The 22,595-nt window shown below is 65.2% G+C and carries 19 protein-coding genes and 1 pseudogene; 6 read left to right on the top strand and 14 right to left on the bottom strand.

The genetic code is table 11. From position 1 onward, the window contains the following. Positions 1 to 66 precede the first annotated feature (66 nt). Positions 67 to 1,593 (top strand): rhamnulokinase, encoded by a 1,527-nt coding sequence (locus NT151_04120; GenBank protein ID MCX6538108.1) that lies wholly within the window; start codon positions 67 to 69, stop codon positions 1,591 to 1,593. Here the strand turns inward: NT151_04120 and rimO are convergent, their stop codons facing one another. Together rimO and asnS are read right to left on the bottom strand one after the other, a co-directional pair. Then, positions 1,594 to 3,219 carry a 30S ribosomal protein S12 methylthiotransferase RimO gene (rimO, locus tag NT151_04125; GenBank protein ID MCX6538109.1) on the bottom strand — a complete coding sequence of 542 codons (1,626 nt, stop codon included), beginning with the start codon at positions 3,217 to 3,219 and terminating at the stop codon, positions 1,594 to 1,596. Between the two features lie 310 nt (positions 3,220 to 3,529). Then, on the bottom strand, positions 3,530 to 4,837 hold the full coding sequence (gene asnS, locus NT151_04130) for an asparagine--tRNA ligase (protein ID MCX6538110.1): 1,308 nt from the start codon (positions 4,835 to 4,837) through the stop codon (positions 3,530 to 3,532). A 322-nt stretch (positions 4,838 to 5,159) separates the two neighbouring features. Here asnS and NT151_04135 point away from each other — a divergent pair, with 322 nt between their 5' ends. After that, positions 5,160 to 5,345 carry a hypothetical protein gene (locus NT151_04135; protein ID MCX6538111.1) on the top strand — a complete coding sequence of 62 codons (186 nt, stop codon included), beginning with the start codon at positions 5,160 to 5,162 and terminating at the stop codon, positions 5,343 to 5,345. Between the two features lie 4 nt (positions 5,346 to 5,349). Here NT151_04135 and NT151_04140 read toward each other — a convergent pair whose 3' ends face one another. Together NT151_04140 and NT151_04145 are read right to left on the bottom strand one after the other, a co-directional pair. Next, positions 5,350 to 6,531 (bottom strand): S1 RNA-binding domain-containing protein, encoded by a 1,182-nt coding sequence (locus tag NT151_04140; protein ID MCX6538112.1) that lies wholly within the window; start codon positions 6,529 to 6,531, stop codon positions 5,350 to 5,352. A gap of 246 nt (positions 6,532 to 6,777) precedes the next feature. Next, positions 6,778 to 7,215: pseudogene (locus NT151_04145) on the bottom strand (aminotransferase class I/II-fold pyridoxal phosphate-dependent enzyme). Between the two features lie 236 nt (positions 7,216 to 7,451). Here NT151_04145 and NT151_04150 point away from each other — a divergent pair. Further along, the gene (locus NT151_04150) at positions 7,452 to 8,474 is read left to right on the top strand and encodes a hypothetical protein (GenBank protein ID MCX6538113.1); all 1,023 of its coding nucleotides are present in this window, start codon (positions 7,452 to 7,454) and stop codon (positions 8,472 to 8,474) included. Positions 8,475 to 8,707: 233 nt separating this feature from the next. Here NT151_04150 and NT151_04155 read toward each other — a convergent pair whose 3' ends face one another. The 7 genes from NT151_04155 to NT151_04185 form a co-directional block, all read right to left on the bottom strand. Beyond that, on the bottom strand, positions 8,708 to 9,166 hold the full coding sequence (locus NT151_04155; protein ID MCX6538114.1) for a DUF86 domain-containing protein: 459 nt from the start codon (positions 9,164 to 9,166) through the stop codon (positions 8,708 to 8,710). Beyond that, positions 9,163 to 9,639 carry a nucleotidyltransferase domain-containing protein gene (locus tag NT151_04160; protein ID MCX6538115.1) on the bottom strand — a complete coding sequence of 159 codons (477 nt, stop codon included), beginning with the start codon at positions 9,637 to 9,639 and terminating at the stop codon, positions 9,163 to 9,165. The genes NT151_04155 and NT151_04160 overlap by 4 nt, the downstream gene beginning before the upstream one ends. 329 nt (positions 9,640 to 9,968) lie before the next feature. Then, the gene (locus NT151_04165; protein MCX6538116.1) at positions 9,969 to 11,003 is read right to left on the bottom strand and encodes a phosphotransferase; all 1,035 of its coding nucleotides are present in this window, start codon (positions 11,001 to 11,003) and stop codon (positions 9,969 to 9,971) included. 6 nt (positions 11,004 to 11,009) lie between these two features. Beyond that, a complete protein-coding gene (locus NT151_04170; GenBank protein MCX6538117.1) occupies positions 11,010 to 12,032 on the bottom strand; it encodes an NDP-sugar synthase in 1,023 nt (340 codons plus the stop codon). After that, a complete protein-coding gene (locus NT151_04175; protein ID MCX6538118.1) occupies positions 12,029 to 12,589 on the bottom strand; it encodes a class IV adenylate cyclase in 561 nt (186 codons plus the stop codon). The genes NT151_04170 and NT151_04175 overlap by 4 nt, the downstream gene beginning before the upstream one ends. 21 nt (positions 12,590 to 12,610) lie before the next feature. Further along, a complete protein-coding gene (locus NT151_04180) occupies positions 12,611 to 13,771 on the bottom strand; it encodes an SAM-dependent methyltransferase (GenBank protein MCX6538119.1) in 1,161 nt (386 codons plus the stop codon). Between the two features lie 21 nt (positions 13,772 to 13,792). Continuing rightward, positions 13,793 to 15,304, bottom strand: coding sequence for a Do family serine endopeptidase (locus NT151_04185; GenBank protein ID MCX6538120.1), 1,512 nt, complete (start codon positions 15,302 to 15,304; stop codon positions 13,793 to 13,795). 400 nt (positions 15,305 to 15,704) lie between these two features. On the opposite strand from NT151_04185, the gene NT151_04190 reads away from it, so the two are divergent. Continuing rightward, complete coding sequence (locus NT151_04190; GenBank protein MCX6538121.1) at positions 15,705 to 17,807, top strand: VWA domain-containing protein; 2,103 nt, start codon at positions 15,705 to 15,707, stop codon at positions 17,805 to 17,807. A gap of 223 nt (positions 17,808 to 18,030) precedes the next feature. Further along, positions 18,031 to 18,795 (top strand): class I SAM-dependent methyltransferase, encoded by a 765-nt coding sequence (locus NT151_04195; GenBank protein ID MCX6538122.1) that lies wholly within the window; start codon positions 18,031 to 18,033, stop codon positions 18,793 to 18,795. 100 nt (positions 18,796 to 18,895) lie between these two features. Here the strand turns inward: NT151_04195 and NT151_04200 are convergent, their stop codons facing one another. Both NT151_04200 and NT151_04205 read right to left on the bottom strand, forming a co-directional pair. Further along, a complete protein-coding gene (locus NT151_04200; protein ID MCX6538123.1) occupies positions 18,896 to 19,318 on the bottom strand; it encodes a hypothetical protein in 423 nt (140 codons plus the stop codon). Positions 19,319 to 19,428: 110 nt separating this feature from the next. Next, positions 19,429 to 19,887 carry a hypothetical protein gene (locus tag NT151_04205; protein MCX6538124.1) on the bottom strand — a complete coding sequence of 153 codons (459 nt, stop codon included), beginning with the start codon at positions 19,885 to 19,887 and terminating at the stop codon, positions 19,429 to 19,431. An 80-nt stretch (positions 19,888 to 19,967) separates the two neighbouring features. Here NT151_04205 and NT151_04210 point away from each other — a divergent pair, with 80 nt between their 5' ends. Then, positions 19,968 to 20,363 carry a VOC family protein gene (locus NT151_04210; protein MCX6538125.1) on the top strand — a complete coding sequence of 132 codons (396 nt, stop codon included), beginning with the start codon at positions 19,968 to 19,970 and terminating at the stop codon, positions 20,361 to 20,363. A 27-nt stretch (positions 20,364 to 20,390) separates the two neighbouring features. On the opposite strand, the gene glgP is transcribed toward NT151_04210, so the two are convergent. Beyond that, entirely contained in the window at positions 20,391 to 22,544 is a 2,154-nt protein-coding gene (glgP, locus tag NT151_04215; GenBank protein ID MCX6538126.1) for an alpha-glucan family phosphorylase, read from the bottom strand. Positions 22,545 to 22,595 lie beyond the last annotated feature (51 nt).

Consider the following 22,595-nt stretch of genomic DNA (forward strand, 5'->3'; position numbering starts at 1 on the left):
ATGTGGTTCTGGTGGAGAGGACCCAGGCCTGGGTCCTCGGGCTCGCGCTGTCAATCGAGGTGAACCTTGACGAACGGGCAGCGGAGGCGGAAGAGCGATGCGCTCCACGTCGCGATCGATCTCGGGGCTGGCAGCGGGCGAGCCCTCGTCGGCGGCGCGGGTCCCACCGGTTTGCGGCTCACCGAGGTCCATCGCTTTCATTACACCCCCCGGCGGGTCGACGGGCACCTTCGCTGGGATATCGGCGCCTTGACAGAGGGTGTGCGGGCGGGCCTCCAACGCGCGAGGGCCGCCGCTGAAAGCCTGCTCGCCCCGATCGTGTCGATCGGCGTCGACTCGTGGGCCGTCGACTACGCCCTCCTCGATGCCGAGGGCCATCTCCTTGAGGATCCGATCTGCTACCGCGACGAGCGTACTGCCGATGCGATCGACGAGGTGCTCGCGGTGCTGCCGCGCGAGGAGATCTACGCCCGCACCGGGATCCAGTTTCAGCAGTTCAACACCTTGTACCAGCTGTGGGCGCACGTGCGCGATGGCCTGTCGGACCGTGCCACGCATCTGCTGCTGATGCCCGATTTCTGCCACCACCTGCTGTGCGGCTCGCTCGTGTCGGAACGCACCAATGCGTCCACGACCCAGTTGCTCGACGCCAGGACCGGTCGCTGGGACGAGCAACTGTTCGACCGCTTACACCTGCCGCGCCACCTGATGCCGGACATTGTCGCCGCCGGCACCGCGCTCGGCACGCTGCGGCCTGAGCTCGGCGGCGAACGAGACGTGGCGCCCGTGTCGGTCATCGCGCCAGGCACGCACGACACGGCCAGCGCCGTTGCGGGCACGCCACTCGCCCCGGGCTGGGCGTTCATCTCGTCGGGAACGTGGTCGCTCGTTGGCGTCGAGCGCAACGAGCCGCTATTGTCGGAGGCGGCCGCTCGCGCCAACCTCACGAACGAGTCAGGCGTGTTCGGCAGTGTGCATCTCCTGGCGAACGTGATGGGGCTCTGGCTGCTCGAGTCGTGCCGGCGCGAGTGGGAGGCAGAAGGGCGGGGGCAGGACCTGCCGTCGCTGCTGAGGGCAGTGGCTCGGGTGCCGGAGTCGGCGGGTGTGGTCTTTCCCGACGACCGCCGCTTCTTCACCCCGAGCAGCATGGTGAGTGCGCTGCGCGTCGCACTCACCGATTCAGGACAGGCCGACACCAACGATCCTGTTCTGCTCACGAAACTCGTCCTGGATTCGTTGGCGCTGCGCTACGGGTCTGTCGTCGACCGAATCGAGCAACTGACCGGCCAAGCGATCAAAGGCCTGCACGTCGTCGGCGGTGGATCGCAGAATGACTACCTGAACCAGGCCACGGCAAACGCCAGCGGGCGGCCCGTGCTGGCAGGCCAGGTCGAAGCCACAGCGACAGGAAACGTGCTCGTGCAGGCCATCACGACCGGTGAACTGGCGTCGCTCGAAGAAGGGCGGCGCCTCTTGGGCGGGTCACGCACGCTGCGCCGCTTCGAGCCGCGCGATCGCGCGCGCTGGGTCGAGGCCTCCAAGCGCTACCGTGACCTCGAAGCCCAGCACTCGCGGTACGAGGAGCGCACTTGATCACATCGAGGCGGGCCGGACCACCAGGTCGTAGTGATGCGCCCCGACCACGATGCCGTCGACGAATTGCCCGGGACGGTAGTCGTTCGGGTCGATATCCGTGAGGTAGACACACGAATCGATGTCGGGAGCCTGGCTGGCCAGCCGCCCGCGCAGGACGAGATCGTGATCGGGAGCCGGGCCATCCACCAGTACCCTGACCTGCTGGCCGACACGGCGTCGTTGCGCCTTCTGGACCAGGCGCTTCTGGAGGGCCATCAGCGCGTTTCTGCGCGCCGCCTTGACGCGGGCGGGCACGTTGTCCTTCAGCGCAAAGGCCGTTGTGCCTTCCTCATGGGAATACGTGAAGACGCCGAGATGATCGAACTGGACGTCGGCGACAAACGACTTCAGTTCCTCGAACTCGTCTGGTGTCTCGCCCGGGAAGCCGACGATGAGCGTGGTCCGGAGCGCCACGTCGGGGATCCGGGTGCGGATGCGGTCAAGAAGTCGCCGGTACGACGAGCCGGTTCCCGGCCGTTTCATGCGTTTGAGGACGCCAGCAGCGGCATGCTGCAACGGCAGGTCGATGTACCGGCAGACTTTCTCGCAGTCGGCCATCGCGTCGAGCACATCGTTGTGGATGGTCGTGGGGTAGAGGTACAGGAGGCGAATCCACTCGAGGCCGTCGACCTGGTTCAGCTCGCGCAATAGCCGGGCAAGCGCACCGCGCTCACCCCGGTCGACACCGTAAAAGGTCGTGTCCTGCGAAATCAGGATGAGTTCCCGCACGCCGCGGTCGGCGAGCCGGCGCGCCTCGGTCACGATCGACTCGACGGTCCGGCTCCGATAATGGCCACGCAGCGTGGGGATGATGCAGAACGAGCAGGTGTAGTCGCACCCCTCGGCCACCTTCACGTACGCGTAGTGTGGCGGCGTCACCAGCGTGCGGGGTGTGTCGGCGTCGTAGAGATAGCTGGGCGTCGGGATTCGGGGTTCGGGACTCGGGATTCCCGCCTTCGCCACGCGGCCTGCCGGCCTGCTTCGGCGTGGCACGCGGGGTTCGGGACTCGGGATTCGGGATTCGGGACTCGGGATTCGGGATTCGGGATCTCCCCTGGGATCGCCGGGCTCCAGCCCGGCCTTCGGTCCTGACGGCGTGACAGTCCGTATGGAGGCCGGGTCTTCCGCCTTCGCGCCACGCTTCGGCGGACCGCCGTAGCCTTGGCGGAGGCTGTTAGACCCGGCGAACGAGGTGCTTCGGTACAGCGTGACGGGCATCGCACCCGGCCGGGTTGGCGCCGTGGATGCAATCGCCCGGACGATATCCGGTACCTCTCCGGTGCCGAGCACGGCATCGATTTCACCGATTTGCGCCTGCAGGTCGTCGCGGTAGCGCTCCGCCAGGCAGCCGGTGACGACGAGCCGCCGGCAGCGGCCCGTCCGCTTCAGTTCGGCCATCTCCAGAATCGCGTCGACCGATTCCTGCTTGGCCGAGTCGATAAACGCGCAGGTGTTGACCACCAGCACGTCGGCGGTCTCGGCATCCGGCGTGACCTCATGGCCCGCCTGCTGGACGAGGCCTATCATTACCTCGGAGTCGACGAGATTCTTCGGGCAGCCGAGAGACACGAAACCTATCTTCATCTGACGCTCTTCTTGCTCCCTGCGCGCAGCCTCGTGCCTGCGGGACGACGGTTCCTCCGCGTCCCCGCTCACGCAAGCCGGCAAAACATGCCTTGCCTGGTTCGGTCGCCGATCTTGCGTGGGGCCCCCCATCCCCACGCCTGTCTTGGCCCTCACGGCACGTTTTGCAGACTGACGCCCTTCGACTTCGCTCAGGACTTCGCTGTCGGCTTGGTTCGAGGGGTCGCTTCGGAAGCCGCCCTCCCACCGACACGAGCGCCAGCGCCTGCGGGCTCTCCCGAACCCCGAATCCCGACTCCCGACTCCCGACTCAGGGGTATAGCCGATTGATCATGCGCGGATACGGGATGGCTTCGCGCAGGTGATCGAGCCCGCAGATCCAGCTGACGACCCGCTCGATGCCCATCCCGAACCCACCATGAGGCACCGTGCCGAAGCGGCGCAGGTCGAGGTACCACTGGAACGCTTCGGGCGGCAGCTTGTGGTCGTGGATGCGCTTGAGCAGCAGGTCGTAATCCGCGATACGCTGGCTGCCGCCAATAATCTCGCCATAGCCTTCCGGCGCGAGCACGTCGACGCACAGGGCGACCTCGGGCCGTTGCGGATCGGGCTCCATGTAAAACGCCTTCACCTGGGACGGATAGCGATGCACCGCGACGGGCCGATCAAAACTGTTGGCCAGAATTGTCTCGTCAGGCGCTCCGAAATCGCCGCCCCACTCGAACGGCTGTCCCGTCTCGTTCAGCATCTTGACGGCGTCGTCATAGCTGATGCGCGGGAACGGTTTGCGAACCAGTTCCAGCTTCGAGAGGTCGCGTTCGAGCTTCGTCAGCTCGAGCCGCCGGCGATCCAGCACCCGGCCGACCACGGAGATTACGAGGTCTTCGGCCAGGTCGATGACGTCGTCGAGTGTGGCGAACGCGACTTCGGGCTCGACCATCCAGAACTCGGTCAGGTGCCGGCGGGTCTTGGATTTCTCGGCGCGGAACGTCGGGCCGAAACAGTAGACGCGGCCGAGCGCCATCACATTGGCTTCGTTGTAGAGCTGTCCGCTCTGCGTCAGATACGCGGTGGTGTCGTCAAAGTACTGGACCGGAAAGAGCGTCGTTGTCCCTTCGCAGGCCGCTGGCGTAAAGATGGGTGTGTCGGCCAGGATGAAGCCACGGTCGTCGAAAAAGCTCCGCACGGCCGCAATCACTTCGGCGCGCACACGCAGAATGGCGTGCTGCCGCTCGGCGCGGATCCAGAGATGGCGCCGGTCCATCAGGAAGTCGACGCCATGCTCCTTCGGCGTGATGGGATACTCGGCCGAGGCGCCGATGATCTCCAGCGTCGACAGGTCGAGTTCATAGCCGCCCGGCGCCCGCTTGTCGGCGCGGACTTTGCCGGAGACGATGAGTGAGGTCTCCTGGGTCAGGTGATCGGCGGCCAGGAATGTCGCCTCGTCTACCGACGCCTTCGACATGACACCCTGGATGAAGCCGCTCCCGTCGCGGATGGTGAGGAAGTGGATCTTGCCGCTCGATCGGCGGTTGTGCAGCCAGCCGCGGATGACGACCTGCTGCCCGTCGTACCGGGCAATGTCCTCGATGTACGCAACGGTGCCTTCGTGCTTCATGACGAACTCCCCGCGATGTTGAATCTCTTATTGTAGCGGATTCGAACGGGAGGCCGTACGATGCGCGAAGTTGGGTCGGGTCACTATTCGCTGCCAGACTGGCTGCGGCCTCGTGTTCGCCCGCTACTGTCACTGCCCCCCCATCTTCCTCCGTTCGCCCATTAGCATCCATCCAGCGATGCGTGCGCGGGCATTGGCAGAATCTGCCATCGTCGCGCGTCTCGATGGGCGCAGAATCGGCGATTCGCGCCGATCCGATCGTTAGAATCGTTCGACAATTCCCAATCTCGACGCGTGGTACGCCGCATGCGGTCTCCATGGCGTGGCATCGCCGTCGGCCGTGCGGCAGTGGGTGTTGAGCCTGCCGCACCGCGTCCGATACCTGCTGGCCTGGGACCACGACCTCTGCCGGGCCGTGGTCGCCGTGTTCCTCCGCGCTGTGCCGGCGGCGGAGCGGTGCCAATGCCCGCGCTCAACGCGGTGGCTGGCCCGCCTGCTCGGGTTCTGACGCGCTATTTCTCCCGCGACTTGAGTACGCCGCGGAACTTTTCGGCAAGCGACCCGAACGCCTCCGCCGGGGCAACATCCTGGCGCTCAGAGTACTCGCGCAACTCATCTACGTCGGCGCCGGCCGGAGCCGACCAGTCCTGAACGAGCGAGATGCCAATCCGCTTCTTCTCGAGATCGATGCTCAGGATCTCGAATCCCCCCATGGTCCCCACGGCCACCAGGCGAGACCACCCGTCCGAACGCCCCGACGGCGCAAACGTCGAGGCGTGCGCCAAAGCCTCGATCCCCGGCTCCAACTCGACGAACGCCCCGAACTCCGCGAGGCGCGTGACACGGCCGGTGCGCACCTGGCCCACCTCGTACCTTTCGTGGACCGTCGACCACGGATCGGCGGTGAGTTGCTTCAGCCCAAGGGCAATCTTCTGCCCGTCGTCATTGACGCGCAGAACTTTGACGGTGACCTCCTCGCCCGGCTTGACGACCTGCGACGTATCCGACACACGGGACCATCCCATCTCGGAGACGTGGAGCAGGCCCTGCACGCCGGCCCCAAGATCCACGAACGCGCCGAACTCGCGCACGGAGGCGACGCGCCCGGTCAACACCGCGCCGACGACGATCGATCGCCGGATTTCTGCGGCGCTCACCCGTTGCTCCTCCTCGAGAAGCGCGCGCCGCGAAACCACGAGGTTCCTGCCACCCTTCTTGTATTCGATGATCCGGAATGTGTAGACGTGCCCTTCGTACTCCGTCGGAGCCGCATTCCGGATGGTGTCGATCTGAGACATCGGGCAGAAGGCGCGCTGGCGGGCGATTCGCACCTCGTATCCGCCCTTCACCGCCCGTTCGACCTTGCCTTCGACCGGAAGCCCGGCGTGGAACGCGTCTTCGAGCTGCCGATCGGTCGCGGTCCCGCGCGCCAGCTTCCGGGAGAGCGTGAGCCCTCCCTCGGTCGACACCACCATGGCCTGGATGCGGTCGCCGACAGCGACCTCGAGAGCGCCATCGGCGTTCTTCAGTTCGTCGATCTCGATGACGGCCTCGCCCTTGCCGCCGACGTTGACGAACGCTACCTCGGGGCCGATGGCGACGATCGTGCCCTCGATGGTCTGTCCCTTGTCGAAGTGCGTCGCTTGGAACGAAGCCTCGAACATCGAGGCGAAATCTTCTTCGGGCTCGCTCATGGCACACTCCTCATGATGGTGACTCGACGTCGATTCCCCGCGCATCAACAACTGCTAGTCTGAGTCTACCGCGAGCCACAGCGCAGTTAGCACAACGCCTGCTTCATCCGATTCAGCGCTTCGGTGAGAGTGGCGCGCGGGCAGGCGAAGTTCAATCGCGCGAATCCGTCGCCACCCGTGCCAAATGAAGGCCCCGACGATAACGCCACGCGAGCGCGCTGCAGGAAGAACTGGTACGGGTCCTTGTCAATACCGCTCTGCCGGAAGTCGAGCCACGCGAGGTACGTGGCCCTGGGGCGCCACCATCGTGACTCCCGACAGTTCACGACGTACAAAATCCACCACGATGGTCCTATTGGACTCGAGGTACTGCAGAACTTCGTCGAGCCATGGTTGACCGTCGCGATACGCCGCCGTCGCCGCAACGAGCCCGAGGCTGTTCACTTCGGCGAAGTCGCCGCCGTGATCTCCGGCCACGCGTGCCCGCAGCGCCGGGTCCTGCACGATCGCAAACGAGCAACGCAGCCCGGGGATGTTGAACGTCTTGCTGGGCGCCATTAGCGTCACGGTCCGGCGGCTCACCTCGGGGCCGAGCGAGGCAATGGGTAGATGCCCGGCTCCCGGATAGACGAGATCGCAGTGGATCTCGTCCGAGCAGATCAACACGTCGTGCCGGAGACAGACATTCGCGAGACGCTGTGTCCCGTGTCAGCGTCCCCCTTCGGGCCGCTGGATGGCCGAAATCACCGTCTGAGAATGCACGTTATGTTCACGGCCTCGGAGGCGGCCCCTGGGAGGCCGCTAATGCCTCCGATTGTCCAGTCTGTCCTCCTAGGTTTTGTCCCGCCGGTCCCCCTCGATTCCGCTACAATCTGCCTGCCTGTCCACCACACTGCCCCAGCGTTCGCGGAGGACCGTCCATGCGTCGCGCTCTTGTTGTTCCTCTCTGCGTGCTTGCCCTGGTTCCCGTCATCGCACAGCAGCAACAGCCGCCGCCGCAGCCCGCTCAGCCGCCTGCCGCAGGAGTCGCGAGGCCGGCCGAGCAGGCGCCTTCGGCGGCCCCGGAACCCGTCAAGCACACCACGGCGGCCGTCAACGTCGACGAACTGATGCCCCGCGTCGCCACCTACATCCAGGGCTACGCCGAGCAGATGTCGCTCGTGATCGGAGTGGAACACTACAGCCAATGGCTGCAGCGAGAAGACGCCGGGCCTCGGGCGATTTCGAGACAACTCGTTGCCGAATTCGCCCTCGTTCGGAGCGGGAACGACTGGGATGGGTTCCGCAACGTGTACGAGGTTGACGGCAAGCCCGTCTCCGACGCGAAGGACCGCATGGCGAAGCTGTTCACCGAGGCACCTGCCAGCGCCGTCGAGCAAGGGAGGAAGATTGCGGCCGAGAGCGCGCGATACAACATGGGCGCCATGCAGCGGAACTTCAACGTGCCAACCGTCGCGCTCTTCTTCCTGTCAGCGGCCAACCAGGGACGGTTCCGGTTCACGAAGGACAAGGACGACCAGGTCGGCGGCGTGCGCGTGTGGAAGGTGAAGTACGAGGAGGCGCGAAAACCAACCATCATCAGGACCTCGAGCGGGAAGGACATGCCAGTCAAGGGCGAGGCGTGGATCGATCCGGTCGACGGCCGGGTGCTGAAGACGCACATGCAGATCGACTCGGAGATGAGGATCGCGTCCAACGCGAGCACGGGGGGAAGAGGAACCACCGCGCCTTTGAGGGTGAATACGACCGCGAGCATCACGGTGACCTACACCCTCGAGCCGAAGCTGGGAATACTGGTGCCCGCTGAGATGCTCGAAACCTACGAGGCGCCGATGCGGTCGACCTTTACCGGCGAAGACAACATGACGAAGGTCAACTGCCGCGCTACTTACGGCGACTTCAAGCGGTTCGAAACATCAGGCAAGTTCGTCGTGCCGAAGTGAGCGGCGCGAGGCTTCCAGTCCGAAGTCGAAAGTCGTTGAACCTCGCAGTCCGAAGTCGGTTTTGGAAAGGTCTTGCGCCCTGAGCGTCGACACATTACTTGCCGGGGCCGGCCGCTGGGGGTGCGCCCCAAACGAAGTCGCCAGTTTCAAGGCGCCAGTCGTTGCCGAACCAGCCGAGGGCGCGGATGCCCCCGGTGCCGAGACGAAAGATGTCGGCCGACACGATCATCGCGCTACAGTGACGTGTCGACCAGTTCAGGATGCGCAGCCATCCAGGCACGGATCGCCCCGACGGCCGACTCGATGTCGGCCTGTTTGGTCGCGCAAATGTCGAAGAGCTCGGCTCGCGAGATCTCGGCATAGAAATGAACCATCCGGTTACGATAACCGGCCATCTTGAGCCAGCGCACTGCGCCAGCTTCGTCTATCACACCGTGCTCGGCGAGGTAGCGCGGGATGTCCCGGTACTCGGCTGCGGGCTGCCCGAAGGCCTTGGCCAGCACGTGGCGTCCAAGATCGAGCAGGGCTTCCAACGCGCGCCGCAAGTATGATTCCGCAGCAGCCGGGGTTCGCGGATCCGCCTCGAAGGCCTCGATCGAATCGAGGGGCAACCGACGGATGTCGGCCAGCATGGCGTCGATCCAGGCAATTCGCTCGGCGACGACGCTGGCACTGATGCGGGAGGGGGTCATGGCATGGTCGCCAGCAGGTGGGCCCGGCGCTCCCGCTCAAAATGCGCCAGATCACCGGCGCGCCGCAAGACATATAACTGGTAGTTGGCTTCGCGCACTCGATCGCGCGCGAAGAGGAGTTCGCCCGACACCGCCGCAAGGGCCAGAAACGGCGGCGCCTCGGACAACACGATCAGGTCGACTCGCGGCGCGGCAAACACGTCTTCAAATGCGGCAGTCATCAAGACCCGCTCGTCAACGCTCCAGATCCGCCCGGGTTCGGGGAGTGCGGCCAGGTCCAGGTCTGATGTCCCGCCTGCGGCAAACGTCTCGCTGCCAACCAGATGCGCAAGAGCCTCGCGCGCCCGACTCCCGAACGCGTACAGCACGTCGATACCAAACCGAGTGGCTATCGCCGCGACCTGTTTACCGGCATTCGCCGTCCCGCCATGGCTTTCTCGGCGAGGGCGGGATGGCGGCGGCGTCATAGCCATGGGTCGTTCCTCAACTGCGAGGACCTGTGCCGCTGATTGTAGCCCGAATCAGGTGCGGCGGACCTGGCTTCGGTCCGAGTTGTGGGCTTGGTTCGAGCGGTGGGTCTGGTTGATCTCGTGCTGAAGGCGGGACGCCCTGAGCGCGGCCTTCAACGCTGGCTGGCCGGCAATTACGGGAAGACCGGGGACGGGTTAGTCGTCCCGTGTACGAGGGATCTGCCACCAGGTGGAAAACTAACCCGGCCCCCTCCTGGGAATGACGCGTGGGTGGTGCGTCTTCCGGCGCCGCGCGCACCCGAGAGCGCCCGGCTGTGTGAGGCGGCGCTTCGCTACCGGAACTCCTCGATGTGGGCCGCCAGCAGGTCGCGCAGCCGCGCGAATCGGGGGTACCTGGAGAGGTTGGTGCGGGCGTGACGAAGCGTGCGCGGGATGTACTGAATGTAGACCGAGTTCCGACGGGTGGCGGTCTGGTAGCCGAAGGTGCCGAGGGCCTTCAGGTTGCGCTGCAGCGCCATCAGGTCGAATCGTCGCCTGAATTCGGCAAGGTCCGTCTGCGACGTCGGGGATCCCTTGAGCGCGAGGAAGTAGGCGATGAACTGCTGGACGTCGTCCTCGCCGATGTCCACGTACGAATCGCGTAAGAGGGAGACGAGGTCATAGGTATCCGGGCCCATCCGTGCGTCCTGAAAATCGATGATGAAGAGCTGGTCGCCGCGAAGCATCAGATTGCGACTGTGATAGTCGCGATGGCAGAGGACGCGCGGCTCGCCGGCCAGTTCCTCCACAATGGCTCCGCACTCCTGGCTGATGGCTTCGCGCGCGGCAGGCGTGATGGTGGCGCCCCGGTATCCGCCGACGAAATGTTTGACGAAGAAGTCGAACTCCCATGTCAGCTTCTCGACGTCGAATGCGATCGAGTACGGAATGTAGCGGTCAGATGCCAGTTCCTGGCCTCGCCGCTGGATGTCCGCGATGAACTGGATGGCCTGGCGGTAGAGCGCCGCATGGGCCGCCTCGGCGGCCGCGCCCACGTGAGCCTGGAGCGTGACATCGCCCAGGTCCTGCTGGACGAGGATGCCGAGGTCTTCGGCGTGCCCGAGAATCGCTGGAATCGGGACGGGGACCTGGGCGAGTAACAATGCGACGTTCACGAAGGGCAGGGCGTCGTAACTGAAAGGCGCTGCGTTCAACGCCAGCACAAACGGCGCGCTGTCCCGCGGAATCACCCGGAAGTACTGCCTGTCGGACGCATCGCCGGTCAACGGCAGCACACGGGCGCCAGCCGCGGCCAGGCCCGCCCGATCGAGGTAGGCGTTGATCTGATCGGGCAGCGGGACATCCGGGGCAGCAGTGAGCGTCGACATGCGAATCTATCCTTCTTCTGAGGCGGCCGGTCGCCGCGCGTCAATCGACGACACGAGCAGATCTCCGACCACGTGTTCCCCGGGTTCGGCGGGCGGGCCATCGCGAGGCCGGATGATCGATCGCTCGTGGCGCGCGCCGTCCGGGATCGAGACGCCAGCGGCAACGACCGACCGATCGAGCGTCACGCCGTGTCCGACCCGCACATCATCCCACAGGACGCAGTTCGTGACGCGCGCACCGTCGGCCACGGTCACGCCGCGCCCCAGCAGGCACTCGCCCACGTGTTCGATCCGCGCGATGTCGAGGCATGTGTCGAGGTAGTCTGCCGCGGTGCCGATGTCGCGAAACGCCGCGCCGCTGACAAACGCGCGTACGCATCCCGGACGTCGCGCCATCATTCGGCGGTAGATGCCATTGATGGTCTCGGCCGGCACGTCCGGATCGAGCGGGGCGAACACGTCTGCGTCCACGGCCTGCACACCGATGAAGTGGAGGCCCATGTTCGCGGGTCCGGGTGGCGTGAACCCGGTGACCCGTCCATCCCCGTCAACCGTCACACCGCCATAGTGAAGCGGGTCCGGATTGGGGACGAGCGCCAGGGTGACCTGCGCGCCCGACTGCTGGTGGTCAGTTGCGAGCGCGGCGAGGTTGACGTCTGTCAACGTGTCGCCGTTGACGACGAAGAACTGGTCCGCGCCCACGAGCGGCAGCGCACGGGCCGGGCCGCCCGCACTGCCGAGGATGGTGCGTTCCCACGAGTAGCGCACCTGCACGCCGAACCCGGTGCCGTCGCCGACCGCTGCCGTGATGGTCGCTGGCAGATGATGCAGATTGAGCACCGTCGAGCGGACGTCCGACGCGGATAGCCAGCGGAGGATGCGCCCGACAAGCGGCACCCCCGCGACGGGCAGGGCCGGCTTGGCGCACAGCAGCGACAGCGGGCGCAGGCGAGTACCGAGACCGGCCGTCAGCACCATCGCCGGCCACGCCGGATCGTGCGTGGATCGCCTGTCGGCAGCCGCCGTCATTGGGAGCGGCCCGGGTCGTCGAAGACCATGTCGTGGCCCTTGAATCCGAGCGCTTCGCGCGTCTTCATGAAGAGCCCGTAGTACGAATCGAGAATGAAGTCGCCCGCGCCCTTGCCCATCGCCGCGGCCATCTCGGTGATGCCATCCGAGGTGCCCTCGATTTCGACGAAGGTGCCCACCGGTGTTTCGTCCACGGCGATGATGACGCCCTCGGCCGTGAACTCCTCGCGGTACTTCTCGTACCGGAACCAGGCGCGCAAGTCGAGGCGGTCAAAGATCTGTCGAAGCATGTCGCCGTCGGCTGCGGCGGTTTCGAGCTCCTCGCGCTGCTTCATCGGCCCCGGCTGTACCGGTCCCTTGAACGTCAGGATGCCCGTCGACCCGTCTTGCCGGATGCGCAGCACGCAACGCTTGCGCCGCAGCGACTCATCGTCGGTGTCGAACAGGCTGTCCTGCTGCAGTCGCCGCGGGCGAAGCGGCGCGGCTCCGGCCGCGATGACCGCCGCGCGGGCCTGACCGGGGGTGTCGAATCGAAGCTTCACTTCCCGTTCGAGCATATCTGCCAAATGTACGCGTTTTCAGGGCGCGGTGACAACGTCGCTCGCCGGCGGGACGGCGGCCCTCTCGACGTTCTTGCCGAACACGAGCACGGTATGGCTGCTGCCGAAGCCCCCCGGGACGAGCAGCGACTTGAGCGCCAGGCGATCGCGCAGCCGATCCGGACGCTCCAGATCGCCGACGAGCCCGCTGCGCTCGACCAGGTCGAGCAGGAATCGCGACTGGCTCGAGACCAGTAGCGTCGACAGCCCCGCGCGCCCCGCTTCGCGCCTGAGCGTCGTGAAATCGACGTGCGACGTCAGATCGCGAGTGCCCGGCGCCACGAGCCACGACGGCGTGCCCCGGCTGCCCGGCCCGGGCGGATCGGCCATGTGCCGCGAGAATGCCGTCAGGGTGGCCACGGCGTTCGGCTGTGCGTACATCGTCCGGGCCTCGTAGCCGTAGTCGATGAGAATCACGAAGCCGCGTGCAAGACGGCGTGACGCGTCGTGAATCCAGTCGACCGCGCCAAGATTGACGTCGACGGTGGCCCCCGGGTGCAGCGTGATGCCGAGATCCTCAAAGTAGTGGGCCAGTCGTTCGGTCGAAGGTGGCCCCAGGCGTTCGACCAGCGACTCGCCATCCACGTCGATGTAGATCTCGCCCAGGCCCGCGGGCGTCATCACCACCAGATGCACGGGAAACGCGTCGAGCAGTTCGTTGGCGAGCAGCACGCCGGCACCGGTATCTGGCAGGTCGGGCGATGACGAGGTCAGCGTGCGTCGGTGGGGACCAAGCGTGTCGGGTTGCGCAGCACGCGCCGCCGCACTACGTTCAACAAGGTGGAGCCGGATCGTTTCGTAGAGCGACGGATCCCGTCGCGAGAGCGCGTCAAGGATGTCGCACGACAGGCGTCCGTTGCCGGCCCCGGCTTCGACCAGGTGGAGGTGTCCTGGTCCGGCGCCGCCGTCGGGCGGCAATTGATGCCACAGTTCGGCGATCTGGACAGCCAGCAGTTCGCCGAAGAGAGGGCTCACATCCACGCTGGTGACAAAATCGCCCGCGCGGCCTGATCGCTGGACCGCGCGGGCGTAATAACCGGAGCCTGGCGCGTAGAGCGCCACCTCCATGTACTGGGCCACCGTGATCGGGCCCGACTGCCGGATGCGATCAACAAGGAGCGCGCGGCAGTCGGATTCCATCGCGTGGTCGTCCAGGTGAGGCTACTCCTTCGTGATGACGACGAACCGCTGCCGACCCTGACTCCAGAGCAGGATCTGGACCGCGCCGCCCGTCTTCACCGCAGCCAGCGCCTTGGTGGCGTCGGAGACGGTTTCGACCGGCCTCCGATTGACGCGCAGGATGATGTCTCCGGGACGCACACCAGCGCGCGCCGCCGTGCTGCTCGGATCGAGATCGGTGACCAGCACGCCGCGTGTGCCCGACGGCACCTCGAGCCGGCGCGCCATATCTGCGCCGAGCGGGCCAAGCGTCATGCCAAATCCGCTGCCGACTTCCTCGTCGCTGGCGCTGGTCGTGCTGCGAGTGGTTTCCGCGTCGAGGTTCAATTCCTCCACCGTGACAGACAGGCTCTTCTCAACCTTGTCACGAAGCACCTTGATCGGCACGGACGCGCCCGGCTTGGTGTTCATGACGATCGTGACCAGTGCGTTACGGCCTGAGACGGGTTTGCCGTTGAATTCCAGAATCAGGTCGCCGGGCTCGATTCCAGCCTTGACTGCCGGGCCATTCGCCAGCACCTCGGAGACCAGCGCGCCCTTGCGTTCCTTCAGGCCGAACTCGGCCAGCGCGTCATGCTGCAAGTCCGCCACGGTGACGCCAATCCGGCCCCGCACGACCTTGCCCTTCTCGAGTTGCGGCAGGATGTCCCTCACGGTGTTGATCGGGACCGCGAATCCGATCCCGATGTTGGCGCCACGCGCACTGTCGGTATAGATCGCGCTGTTGATGCCGATCACTTCACCACGCAGGTTGAGCAGTGGCCCTCCCGAATTGCCCGGGTTGATCGCGGCATCGGTCTGCAGCACGTCCTCGAAACGGCCGTCAGCCACCTGCATCGGCCGCCCGAGGGCGCTGATGACGCCCACGCTCACCGTGTGGCTCAAGTTGAACGGATTGCCAATCGCCATCACCCAGTCGCCGGGCTGCATCTGCGTGGAATCGCCGAGCCGGGCCTCAGGCAGCGGATGGCTCACCTTGTCGGTCAACTGGATGAGCGCCGAGTCGGTCAACTGATCGCGCCCGACGATCCTGGCCTGGTAGACCTGATCCTCCTCGCCGTATAAGCCGACCTCGATCTTGGTCGCGCCCTCGACCACGTGGTTGTTGGTCAGGATGTACCCGTCCTTGCTGATGATGAAGCCCGTGCCGGCCGCCTGCGTCACTTCCTCACGCGGCTGACGGTTGCGCGGCTGCGGGAAGAAGCGGCGGAGCTGATCTTCGTTACCGCCGAACATGTCGGTCAGATCCTGGGCCTGCCGCTTGGACGTGGTCCGGATATTGACCACCGTCGGCGTCACGGCCTTGGCAATCGTCCGGAACGTCTGGGCGTCCACCGGGCCGGTCGCAGGCGTGCTGGCGCCAACCTGCGGGACGAGCGTCTGCGCATCAGACCGGGGCGACAAATCAAGACGCGAGGCAATCACCATTCCCACCGCCACCGACGCGACGGCAATGAGCACGGTGTAGAAGAACGTGGTCTTACGACTGGACATACCAACCCTCCAAGAACAATCTGGTCCCGGCGGCCCGACCCCTGTTCTGGCCAAACGACAGCGTTGGAAGCGGAGGGGGCCACCAGAAAGTATACGTCGACCTTCTCTTACTTTGACGCTGGTCCGACCCGGGAAGTTTGACGGTCGCACCCATCGGCGGCCCGGAGACGTCTATAATTACAGGGAGGGCCCTGCCCTCAGTGCTTCGACTCGCAACGACCGTAGCCTGTTCTTGCGAGGCGATCGGGTGACCAATGCTCGCTCAGCACTGAGTCCTGAGTGAACACATTCGTCGCCGTGCTTGTGAATCGAAGGACTCAGCCAACCGCTCATGTGACATCCTGCGGCCATCGGCGGCGACCAATGCCTGTCGTCCCGACGGCTGCCGAAAAGAGAGACCGTGTTCAGAACAGCGACAACTGTCTTCACGATTGGTCTTGTCTCCGCCACCCTGGCCGGCCAGCAGCCGCCGCCGGCGGCGGTGCAGGCCAGGCCAGATCAGCAGGTTCCGCCGATCACATTCCGCTCAGAGGTCAACTACGTCGAAGTCGATACCGTCGTCGTCGATGCGCGGGGGAACTTCGTCCGGAACCTCAACCAGGGGGATTTCCAGGTCTTCGAGGACGGTAAACCCCAGAAGGTGACGGCGTTCTCGCTGGTGGACATCCCGGTGGAGCGCACCGAGCAGCCGGCGTTTCTCGGCCGCGCCGTGGAACCCGACGTCCGCTCGAATGCGAAAGCCCCCGACGGCCGGCTGTACGTCCTCGTCCTCGATGACATCCACACCGACCTGCGGCGTACCGGACAGGTAAGGCGGGCGGCGAAGCAGTTCGTGGACAAGTTCCTCGGCGCCAACGACCTCGCAGCCGTCGTCCATGCCAGCGGGCGCGCCGACGTCAGCCAGGACTTCACGAACAACAAACGTCTGCTCGATCAGGCGATTGACCACTTCTCGGGGCGGAAGCTCCGTTCCGCCACGCTCAACAAGATCGACGACGCGCTGGCGAAGCGGAATAACCCGATGATGGGGGACAAGCCGCCGGTCGACACCGAGGAACAGGAGCGCGCCTACAATGCACGCTCACTCCTGTCGACGATTTCCAATCTGGCCGACTATATGTCCGCGATCCATGGCCGGCGCAAAGCGATCGTGTTGCTGAGCGAAGGCATCGACTACGACATCAATAATCTGATGGAGATGTCCGATGCGTCCATCATCAGGCAGGAGACGACCGACGCGATTGGCGCCGCGACCCGGGCCAACATCAACATCTACGCGCTCGATCCACGCGGTCTGACCGACTCGGGCGACGATGCCATGAATCTGATTGGACTGCCGCCCGACGATCCCAACGCGAATTCGCTCGGCATGACGGCGCTCTGGGACGAGATCAGGCTGTCGCAGGATAGCCTCAACACGCTCGCCGACGAGACCGGCGGGTTTGCCATCACGAACACGAACAACACGGCCAGCAAACTGCAGAAGATTGTCGACGACAACAGCTCGTATTACGTGCTCGGCTACTACCCGACTAACGAGCGGCGCGACGGCCGCTACAGGAAGATCGACGTTCGCCTCACCCGTCCGGGGCTGATCGTGCATGCCCGCAAGGGCTATGTCGCCTCCTCGGGGAAGGCGCCGGCGGCCAAGAAAGCCGACGCCACCAATACGACGTCTCCTGCAGTGCGTGACGCCCTGAACAGCCCGCTGCAGACGACGGGACTGACCCTGTCGATGTTTGCCGCGCCGTTCAAGGGACCAGCACCCAAGGCGACGCTGGCGATTGTCGCCCAGTTCAGCGGCAAGGATCTCGCCTTCACCGAGAAGGATGGCAAGTTCACCAACGCCGTCGACATGTCCTACATCGTGATCGACCCGGAGGGAAAGGTCGTGACCGGGAACAAGGACACCATCAACATGGCCCTGAAGCCTGAGACCTACAAGCGCGTCATGCAGCTGGGCTTCCGGGTGCAGGCCAAGATCGACGTGCCGCCCGGGCGCTATTCGCTGAGGCTGGCCGTGCACGAGAGCGGCGGGCGCGTCGGATCGGTCTTCACGGATCTGGTCGTGCCTGACTTCCTCAAGGAGCCGTTGACGATGAGCGGGCTCGCGGTGACGTCGGCAACCGCCGGGCTGGTGCCAACCGCCGGGGCGTCGGATCTGCGCGACCTGCTGCCGGCGCCGCCCACGACGGAGCGCGAGTTCACGTCGAACGATCAACTCGCCGTACTGGCCGAAGTCTACGACAATCTCGGCGCGCAATCGCATGCGGTCGAGATCACGACCACGCTGCGATCCGACGACGGAAAGACCGTCTTCAGCAACAGCGAGCGGCGTCAGAGTTCAGAGTTGGCCGGGGCGCGGGGCGGCTACGGATACACGTCGAGGGTGCCGTTGACGGATCTGACGCCTGGACTGTACGTGCTGAAGGTGGAGGCGCGGTCGAGCCTGGGCAAACCCCTGAGCGTCGCCCGCGAAGTGCAGTTCCGGATCATCCCGTAGCAGCAACCGAGGAAGGACGGAACCAGCGGCGACCGGGAACGGGACGCGACGGCATCAGGCGAACGGCGGCGGAGTCTGATGCCACAAGGAAGAGCACCGCGAAACAGCTTCGTTCAATGCGGCCTATCGTCGCAGGTGCGTGGGAATCTCTGAGGACCGTATTGTGTGCGATCAGGGCGGAGAGGTCGTTGGGGGGTGCCCGTTGTGCGGATCGGACGCACTCGTGCTGGATACCGAAGACTACCTGGAGTGCTCGGTGTGTCGAACGCTGACCCAGCGGCGGCCACCCGTGGAACTTGGGCTCGAAGAATCTGAGGCGAGGTACGCTCACAACTTCGGTGCCAGGGAGCGGCGCTGGCTGGCACTCATCGCCAACGCGGATCCCCCTGTCCGCTCGGTGCTGGACTTGGGGGCGGGCGACGGGGGCTTTGTCGGCCTGGCACACGCGGAAGGGTGGACGGCGCGGGGACTCGAGGGCAGTGAGGCGATGGTGGCCCTCGCGCGTGCTCGCGGGTACCCGGTCGAGCTGTGCGACGTCGATAGATGGAGCACCGATGCCACGCGTTACGGGGTCGTCCGGTTGTGGTACGCGCTCGAGCACGTCCGGCATCCTGGTCGTCTACTGCGCGAGGCCGCACGCAGTCTCCACGCCGGCGGGTTGCTGGCGATCGCCGTCCCGAACGACGCGAACTGGCTCTCGAAGCAGGTCATGAGATCGCCACAGGATCGCTTCTGGGAGCACCCGCTGCATCTTCATCACTTTCCGCCGTTTGGCCTCGAAGGCTGGCTGCGAGGACTTGGCTTTGAGGTGGTGATCGCCGAGGCCGGCCGGCCGACCGAGTTGATGCGCGGCGGCAATCTGCCGCTGCACGAAACATGGGAGGCAGCGCGCGAGCACGATCCGTCGCTCAGCCGGCTGTTCTACCAGCTTGGCGTCGGCCGCAGCAGGGAGTTCCTGCTGCGCGTCGGGGCGGGTCACCGGTCGTGACGTTTCGGGGTGACGTACTGAGGCGCCTTCCGTGCGTAGCCTCAGGCCTTCTCAGGCCTGGGGCTACACATACTCCGGGAGTGGCGACCGAGGGCGCCTGCTAGAACCTCTTGACCGGCTTGGGCTTGATCTTCCCGTTGGCGTGCTCGAACTCGTAGTAGTCCCTGAACATCTTCGGATCGAGCGGCGCCTCCAGCGTGATGGTGGTCTCTTCGCCAGGCAGCAGCGGCTTCTTGACCCGTCCCGTCAGCGCCGCCACTGGCTGGGGGCTGTTGGCTTTGTCATACCAGTACTGGGTGACCTTGAGGCCGGCAATCGAGCCGGTCGGCGAGACGTTCTTCACCCTGACGATCGTGCGGATGATCTTGGCCTTGTAATCAGGCTCAGGCCTGATCGGGAGGTACTGGATTTCGGCTACTCCCTTGACGGGTGCTACGTACTTCGTCGTCTGGGCAATCACGGTTCCGACCGACAGGGCGAGGATGACGAGCACCGCAACGGCGGCATAAACGTGACGAATCATATTCCCTCCAGGGGGCAGAATGAGGCCTTTGGTCACCGATACCAATCGGCGGAATTATAGGACGCCGGAGCCGAAAGCTCAAATGGGGGCAGCAGGGGCAGGGGCGCCGGCTACATCTCGCCGTTCCAGTCCTCGGGCTCAGGGCTGGCGGAACGATACACCTCGAGGTGCCACTTCCCACCGCCCCAGGGCTCGATGACTTCTGACACCACGACGTCGACCACGATTTCGGCAAACGTCCGCGTTTCCGGGTCGCCTTCGAGATGGTACGCCGGGTCGTCCCAGAGGAAGGACGGATACAGCACGAGCGTCAGAAACAGGTCGTACCCGTCGTCAATCACGATCAATTGCCCGCATGGCCGTTTGAGCGTGGAGTGGTAGACCAGGTATTTCTCGGCGCTCTGTGCCCTGATGTAGCGCTTGACGGCGAATTCCTTCGCGACGATTTCCTCAACGGCGATCTTCTTGTCCCAGCAGTCGGAGCAGTAACGCTCGTCGCCGCGGGGTTCCGACACCTCTTTGGCGCCGCAGAGCGCACACCGGACCTTTTCCGTCGATTTTCGCGCCATCCACGAAATCTTATCCCAGATTCACGACGGGCGGCCGCCCGGGCAATGTCACACGCGCCGATTTCGCGTAGGATTGGCACATGGACCGTCCGCCACACTTGGGGCTGCGACATCTCGCGCTGAATGTCCGGGACGTCGCGCGCATGAAGGCGTTCTACGTTGAGGTGATGGGCTTCAGCGTGGAGTGGGAGCCCGATCCAGACAACGTGTACCTCACGTCAGGGCGGGACAACCTGGCGCTGCACCGGGTGGCTGAGATGGCGACAGCCGGGGTGGGCGCGCTGGATCATCTCGGCGTCATCGTGGCCGGGCCTGATCAGGTGGACGCGTGGGCGGCGTTCCTCGAGTCGCGTGGCGTCGCGCTCGACATGCGTCCGAAGACGCATCGCGACGGCGCCCGATCGTGTGACGTCCGCGACCCGGAAGGCAACCGGGTGCAGGTCATCCATCATCCGCCAATCAGCGGCATGCCATAGGCTGAGGCTGGGCGCAGGCTCGCTGTCCTAACCGGACCCGTCGCGCCTCCCAAGACCGAGTCCCAGCACCGGGCCGTACATCTCCTCCACATACTGCTTCATCATCCGTCGAGTCGTGAAGGTCGGCATGGCCGTGCGTATCGATTCCTTGACCACCTGGACCCATGCGGGCGGCAGGTCGTTCGAGTCGCGATCGTAAAAGGTGGGGACGATCTTCGTTTCAAGCAACGTGTAGAGCGCGTCGGCATCGGCCGCATCCTGAGCCGCCGTGTCGTGCCCGGTGGTGTGGCCGTCAATGAGCCAGCCGTTTGAGCCGTTGAAGCCTTCCGCCCACCAGCCGTCGCCGATACTCAGATGGGGGACTCCATTGATCGCGGCTTTCATGCCGCTGGTGCCGCTGGCTTCGAGTGGCTTGCGCGGGGTGTTGAGCCAGACGTCGCAGCCGTGCACGAGGTAGTGCGCCACGTGCAGGTCGTAGTCGTCGACAAACGCGACGCGGCCCCCGAAGGCCGGATCGGCGGCTTTCGTGTAGACCTGCTGCAGGTGATGCTTGCCGGTGTCATCGGCCGGGTGCGCCTTGCCCGCGAACACCAGTTGCACCGGCCGGCGGAAGCCGTTCAATATCAAGGCAAGCCGCTGCCGATCGTGGAAGATGAGTTCGGGGCGCTTGTAGGCGGTGAAGCGCCTGGCGAAGCCGATGGTGAGAGCTTTCGGATCGAGCAGCGTGCCGGCGGCCACGACCTGGGCGGCGCTGCCGTAGTGTATGCCCCAGCGAGATCGGGCCCGGTCCCTGATGAACCGGAACAGATCGGCGCGAAGCCGCAGCCGCACCGTCCACAGTTCATCGTCGGGGATGTCGAGGACGCGATCCCAGAACTCCAGTTCGTCGATCCGATCCCGCCAATGGGATCCGAGCGCCCGGTCGAACAGCTGCGCCATCTTGTTGGCGAGCCACGTGCCGACGTGGATGCCGTTGGTGATGGCCCGGATCGGGAGTTTCTCGGCAGGCGTTCCCGGCCACAGGCCGGTCCACATGTTCCTGGTGACCTCGCCGTGAAGCTTGCTCACGGCGTTGATGCCCGCCGACGAGCGCATGGCCAGCGCCGTCATGTTGAACATCGGTCCACGGCCATTGTCGAAGTTGCCGAGGGCCAGAAAGTGCTCGCGCCATCCCCGCAGGTCGGGGCGTGCCGGCCCGATGTAGGTCTCGATGAGGTGGAACGGGAACGCGTCGTGTCCGGCTGGCACGGGCGTATGCGTCGTGAAGACCGTGGTCCGGCGCACCTCGGCCATCGCCTCGTCGAACGAGGCGCCGCGCTCCTGCATGTCCCAGAGCCGCTGAAGCACGACGAATGCCGCGTGTCCCTCGTTCAGGTGGTAGAGCGCCGGAGTGATCCCCATGGCCTGGAGCACGCGGACGCCGCCGAGGCCAAGGACGATTTCCTGCTGGATGCGCGTTTCCTGATTGCCGCTGTAGAGACGCGCCGACAGCTCGCGATCCCACGCGAGATTGCCCTCGATATCGGTGTCGAGCAGGTAGAGCGACACGTGGCCGGCGCGGACATGCCAGGCCGCCACCTTCAGCGTGCGATCCGCCAGCGGCACCTCCACGATGCACCGCTGCCCGTCTGCCCGCATGGCCGGTTCGATCGGGGCATCATTCCAGTCGAGCCGCTCGTAGGCCTCGAGTTGCCAGCCGTCAGCGGTCACTTTCTGATGGAAGTACCCCTGCGGATACATGAAACCGACGCCGACAAACGGCAGGCCGAGGTCGCTCGCTTCCTTGCAGATGTCACCGGCCAGCACGCCGAGACCGCCGGCGTAGATCGGCAGTGACTTGTGGAGCGCGAACTCTGCAGAAAAGTACGCGATGGTGCCGACCGGATGCCCGTTCTTCGTGTGCGCCCACCAGCTGTCCTTGGCCGTACGCGCTGCGCGCAGGCCTCGAATCATGTCGTCGTAGAGCGCAAGAAATGTGCGGTCGCGCGCGACCTCCTCGAGACGCTCCGGCGTGATCATGCGGAGAATCTGGACCGGGTTGTGGGCGGTCGATCGCCACAGCTGGTAGTCGAGCCGCCTGAACAACTCCCGCGCGCGGTCGCTCCAGCTCCACCAGACGTCGGAGGCCAAGTCGCCAATATCCTTGATTCGTTCGGGAAAACTCGGAAGCGAAGACGTCATTACAGGCAACCCCGTTTCAATCGGACCCGGGCGCGAAGGTGTGTATCGTAC

Source organism: Acidobacteriota bacterium (genome assembly GCA_026393675.1).
GTDB lineage: Bacteria > Acidobacteriota > Vicinamibacteria > Vicinamibacterales > JAKQTR01 > JBAXOX01.

Bases quoted from the DNA above. Each gene is read 5' to 3' on its own strand.
- rimO (MCX6538109.1), bottom strand. From the start codon at position 3,219: ATGAAGATAGGTTTCGTGTCTCTCGGCTGCCCGAAGAATCTCGTCGAC.
- asnS (MCX6538110.1), bottom strand. From the start codon at position 4,837: ATGAAGCACGAAGGCACCGTTGCGTACATCGAGGACATTGCCCGGTAC.
- NT151_04140 (MCX6538112.1), bottom strand. From the start codon at position 6,531: ATGAGCGAGCCCGAAGAAGATTTCGCCTCGATGTTCGAGGCTTCGTTC.
- NT151_04150 (MCX6538113.1), top strand. From the start codon at position 7,452: ATGCGTCGCGCTCTTGTTGTTCCTCTCTGCGTGCTTGCCCTGGTTCCC.
- NT151_04155 (MCX6538114.1), bottom strand. From the start codon at position 9,166: ATGACCCCCTCCCGCATCAGTGCCAGCGTCGTCGCCGAGCGAATTGCC.
- NT151_04160 (MCX6538115.1), bottom strand. From the start codon at position 9,639: ATGGCTATGACGCCGCCGCCATCCCGCCCTCGCCGAGAAAGCCATGGC.
- NT151_04165 (MCX6538116.1), bottom strand. From the start codon at position 11,003: ATGTCGACGCTCACTGCTGCCCCGGATGTCCCGCTGCCCGATCAGATC.
- NT151_04170 (MCX6538117.1), bottom strand. From the start codon at position 12,032: ATGACGGCGGCTGCCGACAGGCGATCCACGCACGATCCGGCGTGGCCG.
- NT151_04175 (MCX6538118.1), bottom strand. From the start codon at position 12,589: ATGCTCGAACGGGAAGTGAAGCTTCGATTCGACACCCCCGGTCAGGCC.
- NT151_04180 (MCX6538119.1), bottom strand. From the start codon at position 13,771: ATGGAATCCGACTGCCGCGCGCTCCTTGTTGATCGCATCCGGCAGTCG.
- NT151_04185 (MCX6538120.1), bottom strand. From the start codon at position 15,304: ATGTCCAGTCGTAAGACCACGTTCTTCTACACCGTGCTCATTGCCGTC.
- NT151_04200 (MCX6538123.1), bottom strand. From the start codon at position 19,318: ATGATTCGTCACGTTTATGCCGCCGTTGCGGTGCTCGTCATCCTCGCC.
- NT151_04205 (MCX6538124.1), bottom strand. From the start codon at position 19,887: ATGGCGCGAAAATCGACGGAAAAGGTCCGGTGTGCGCTCTGCGGCGCC.
- NT151_04210 (MCX6538125.1), top strand. From the start codon at position 19,968: ATGGACCGTCCGCCACACTTGGGGCTGCGACATCTCGCGCTGAATGTC.
- glgP (MCX6538126.1), bottom strand. From the start codon at position 22,544: ATGACGTCTTCGCTTCCGAGTTTTCCCGAACGAATCAAGGATATTGGC.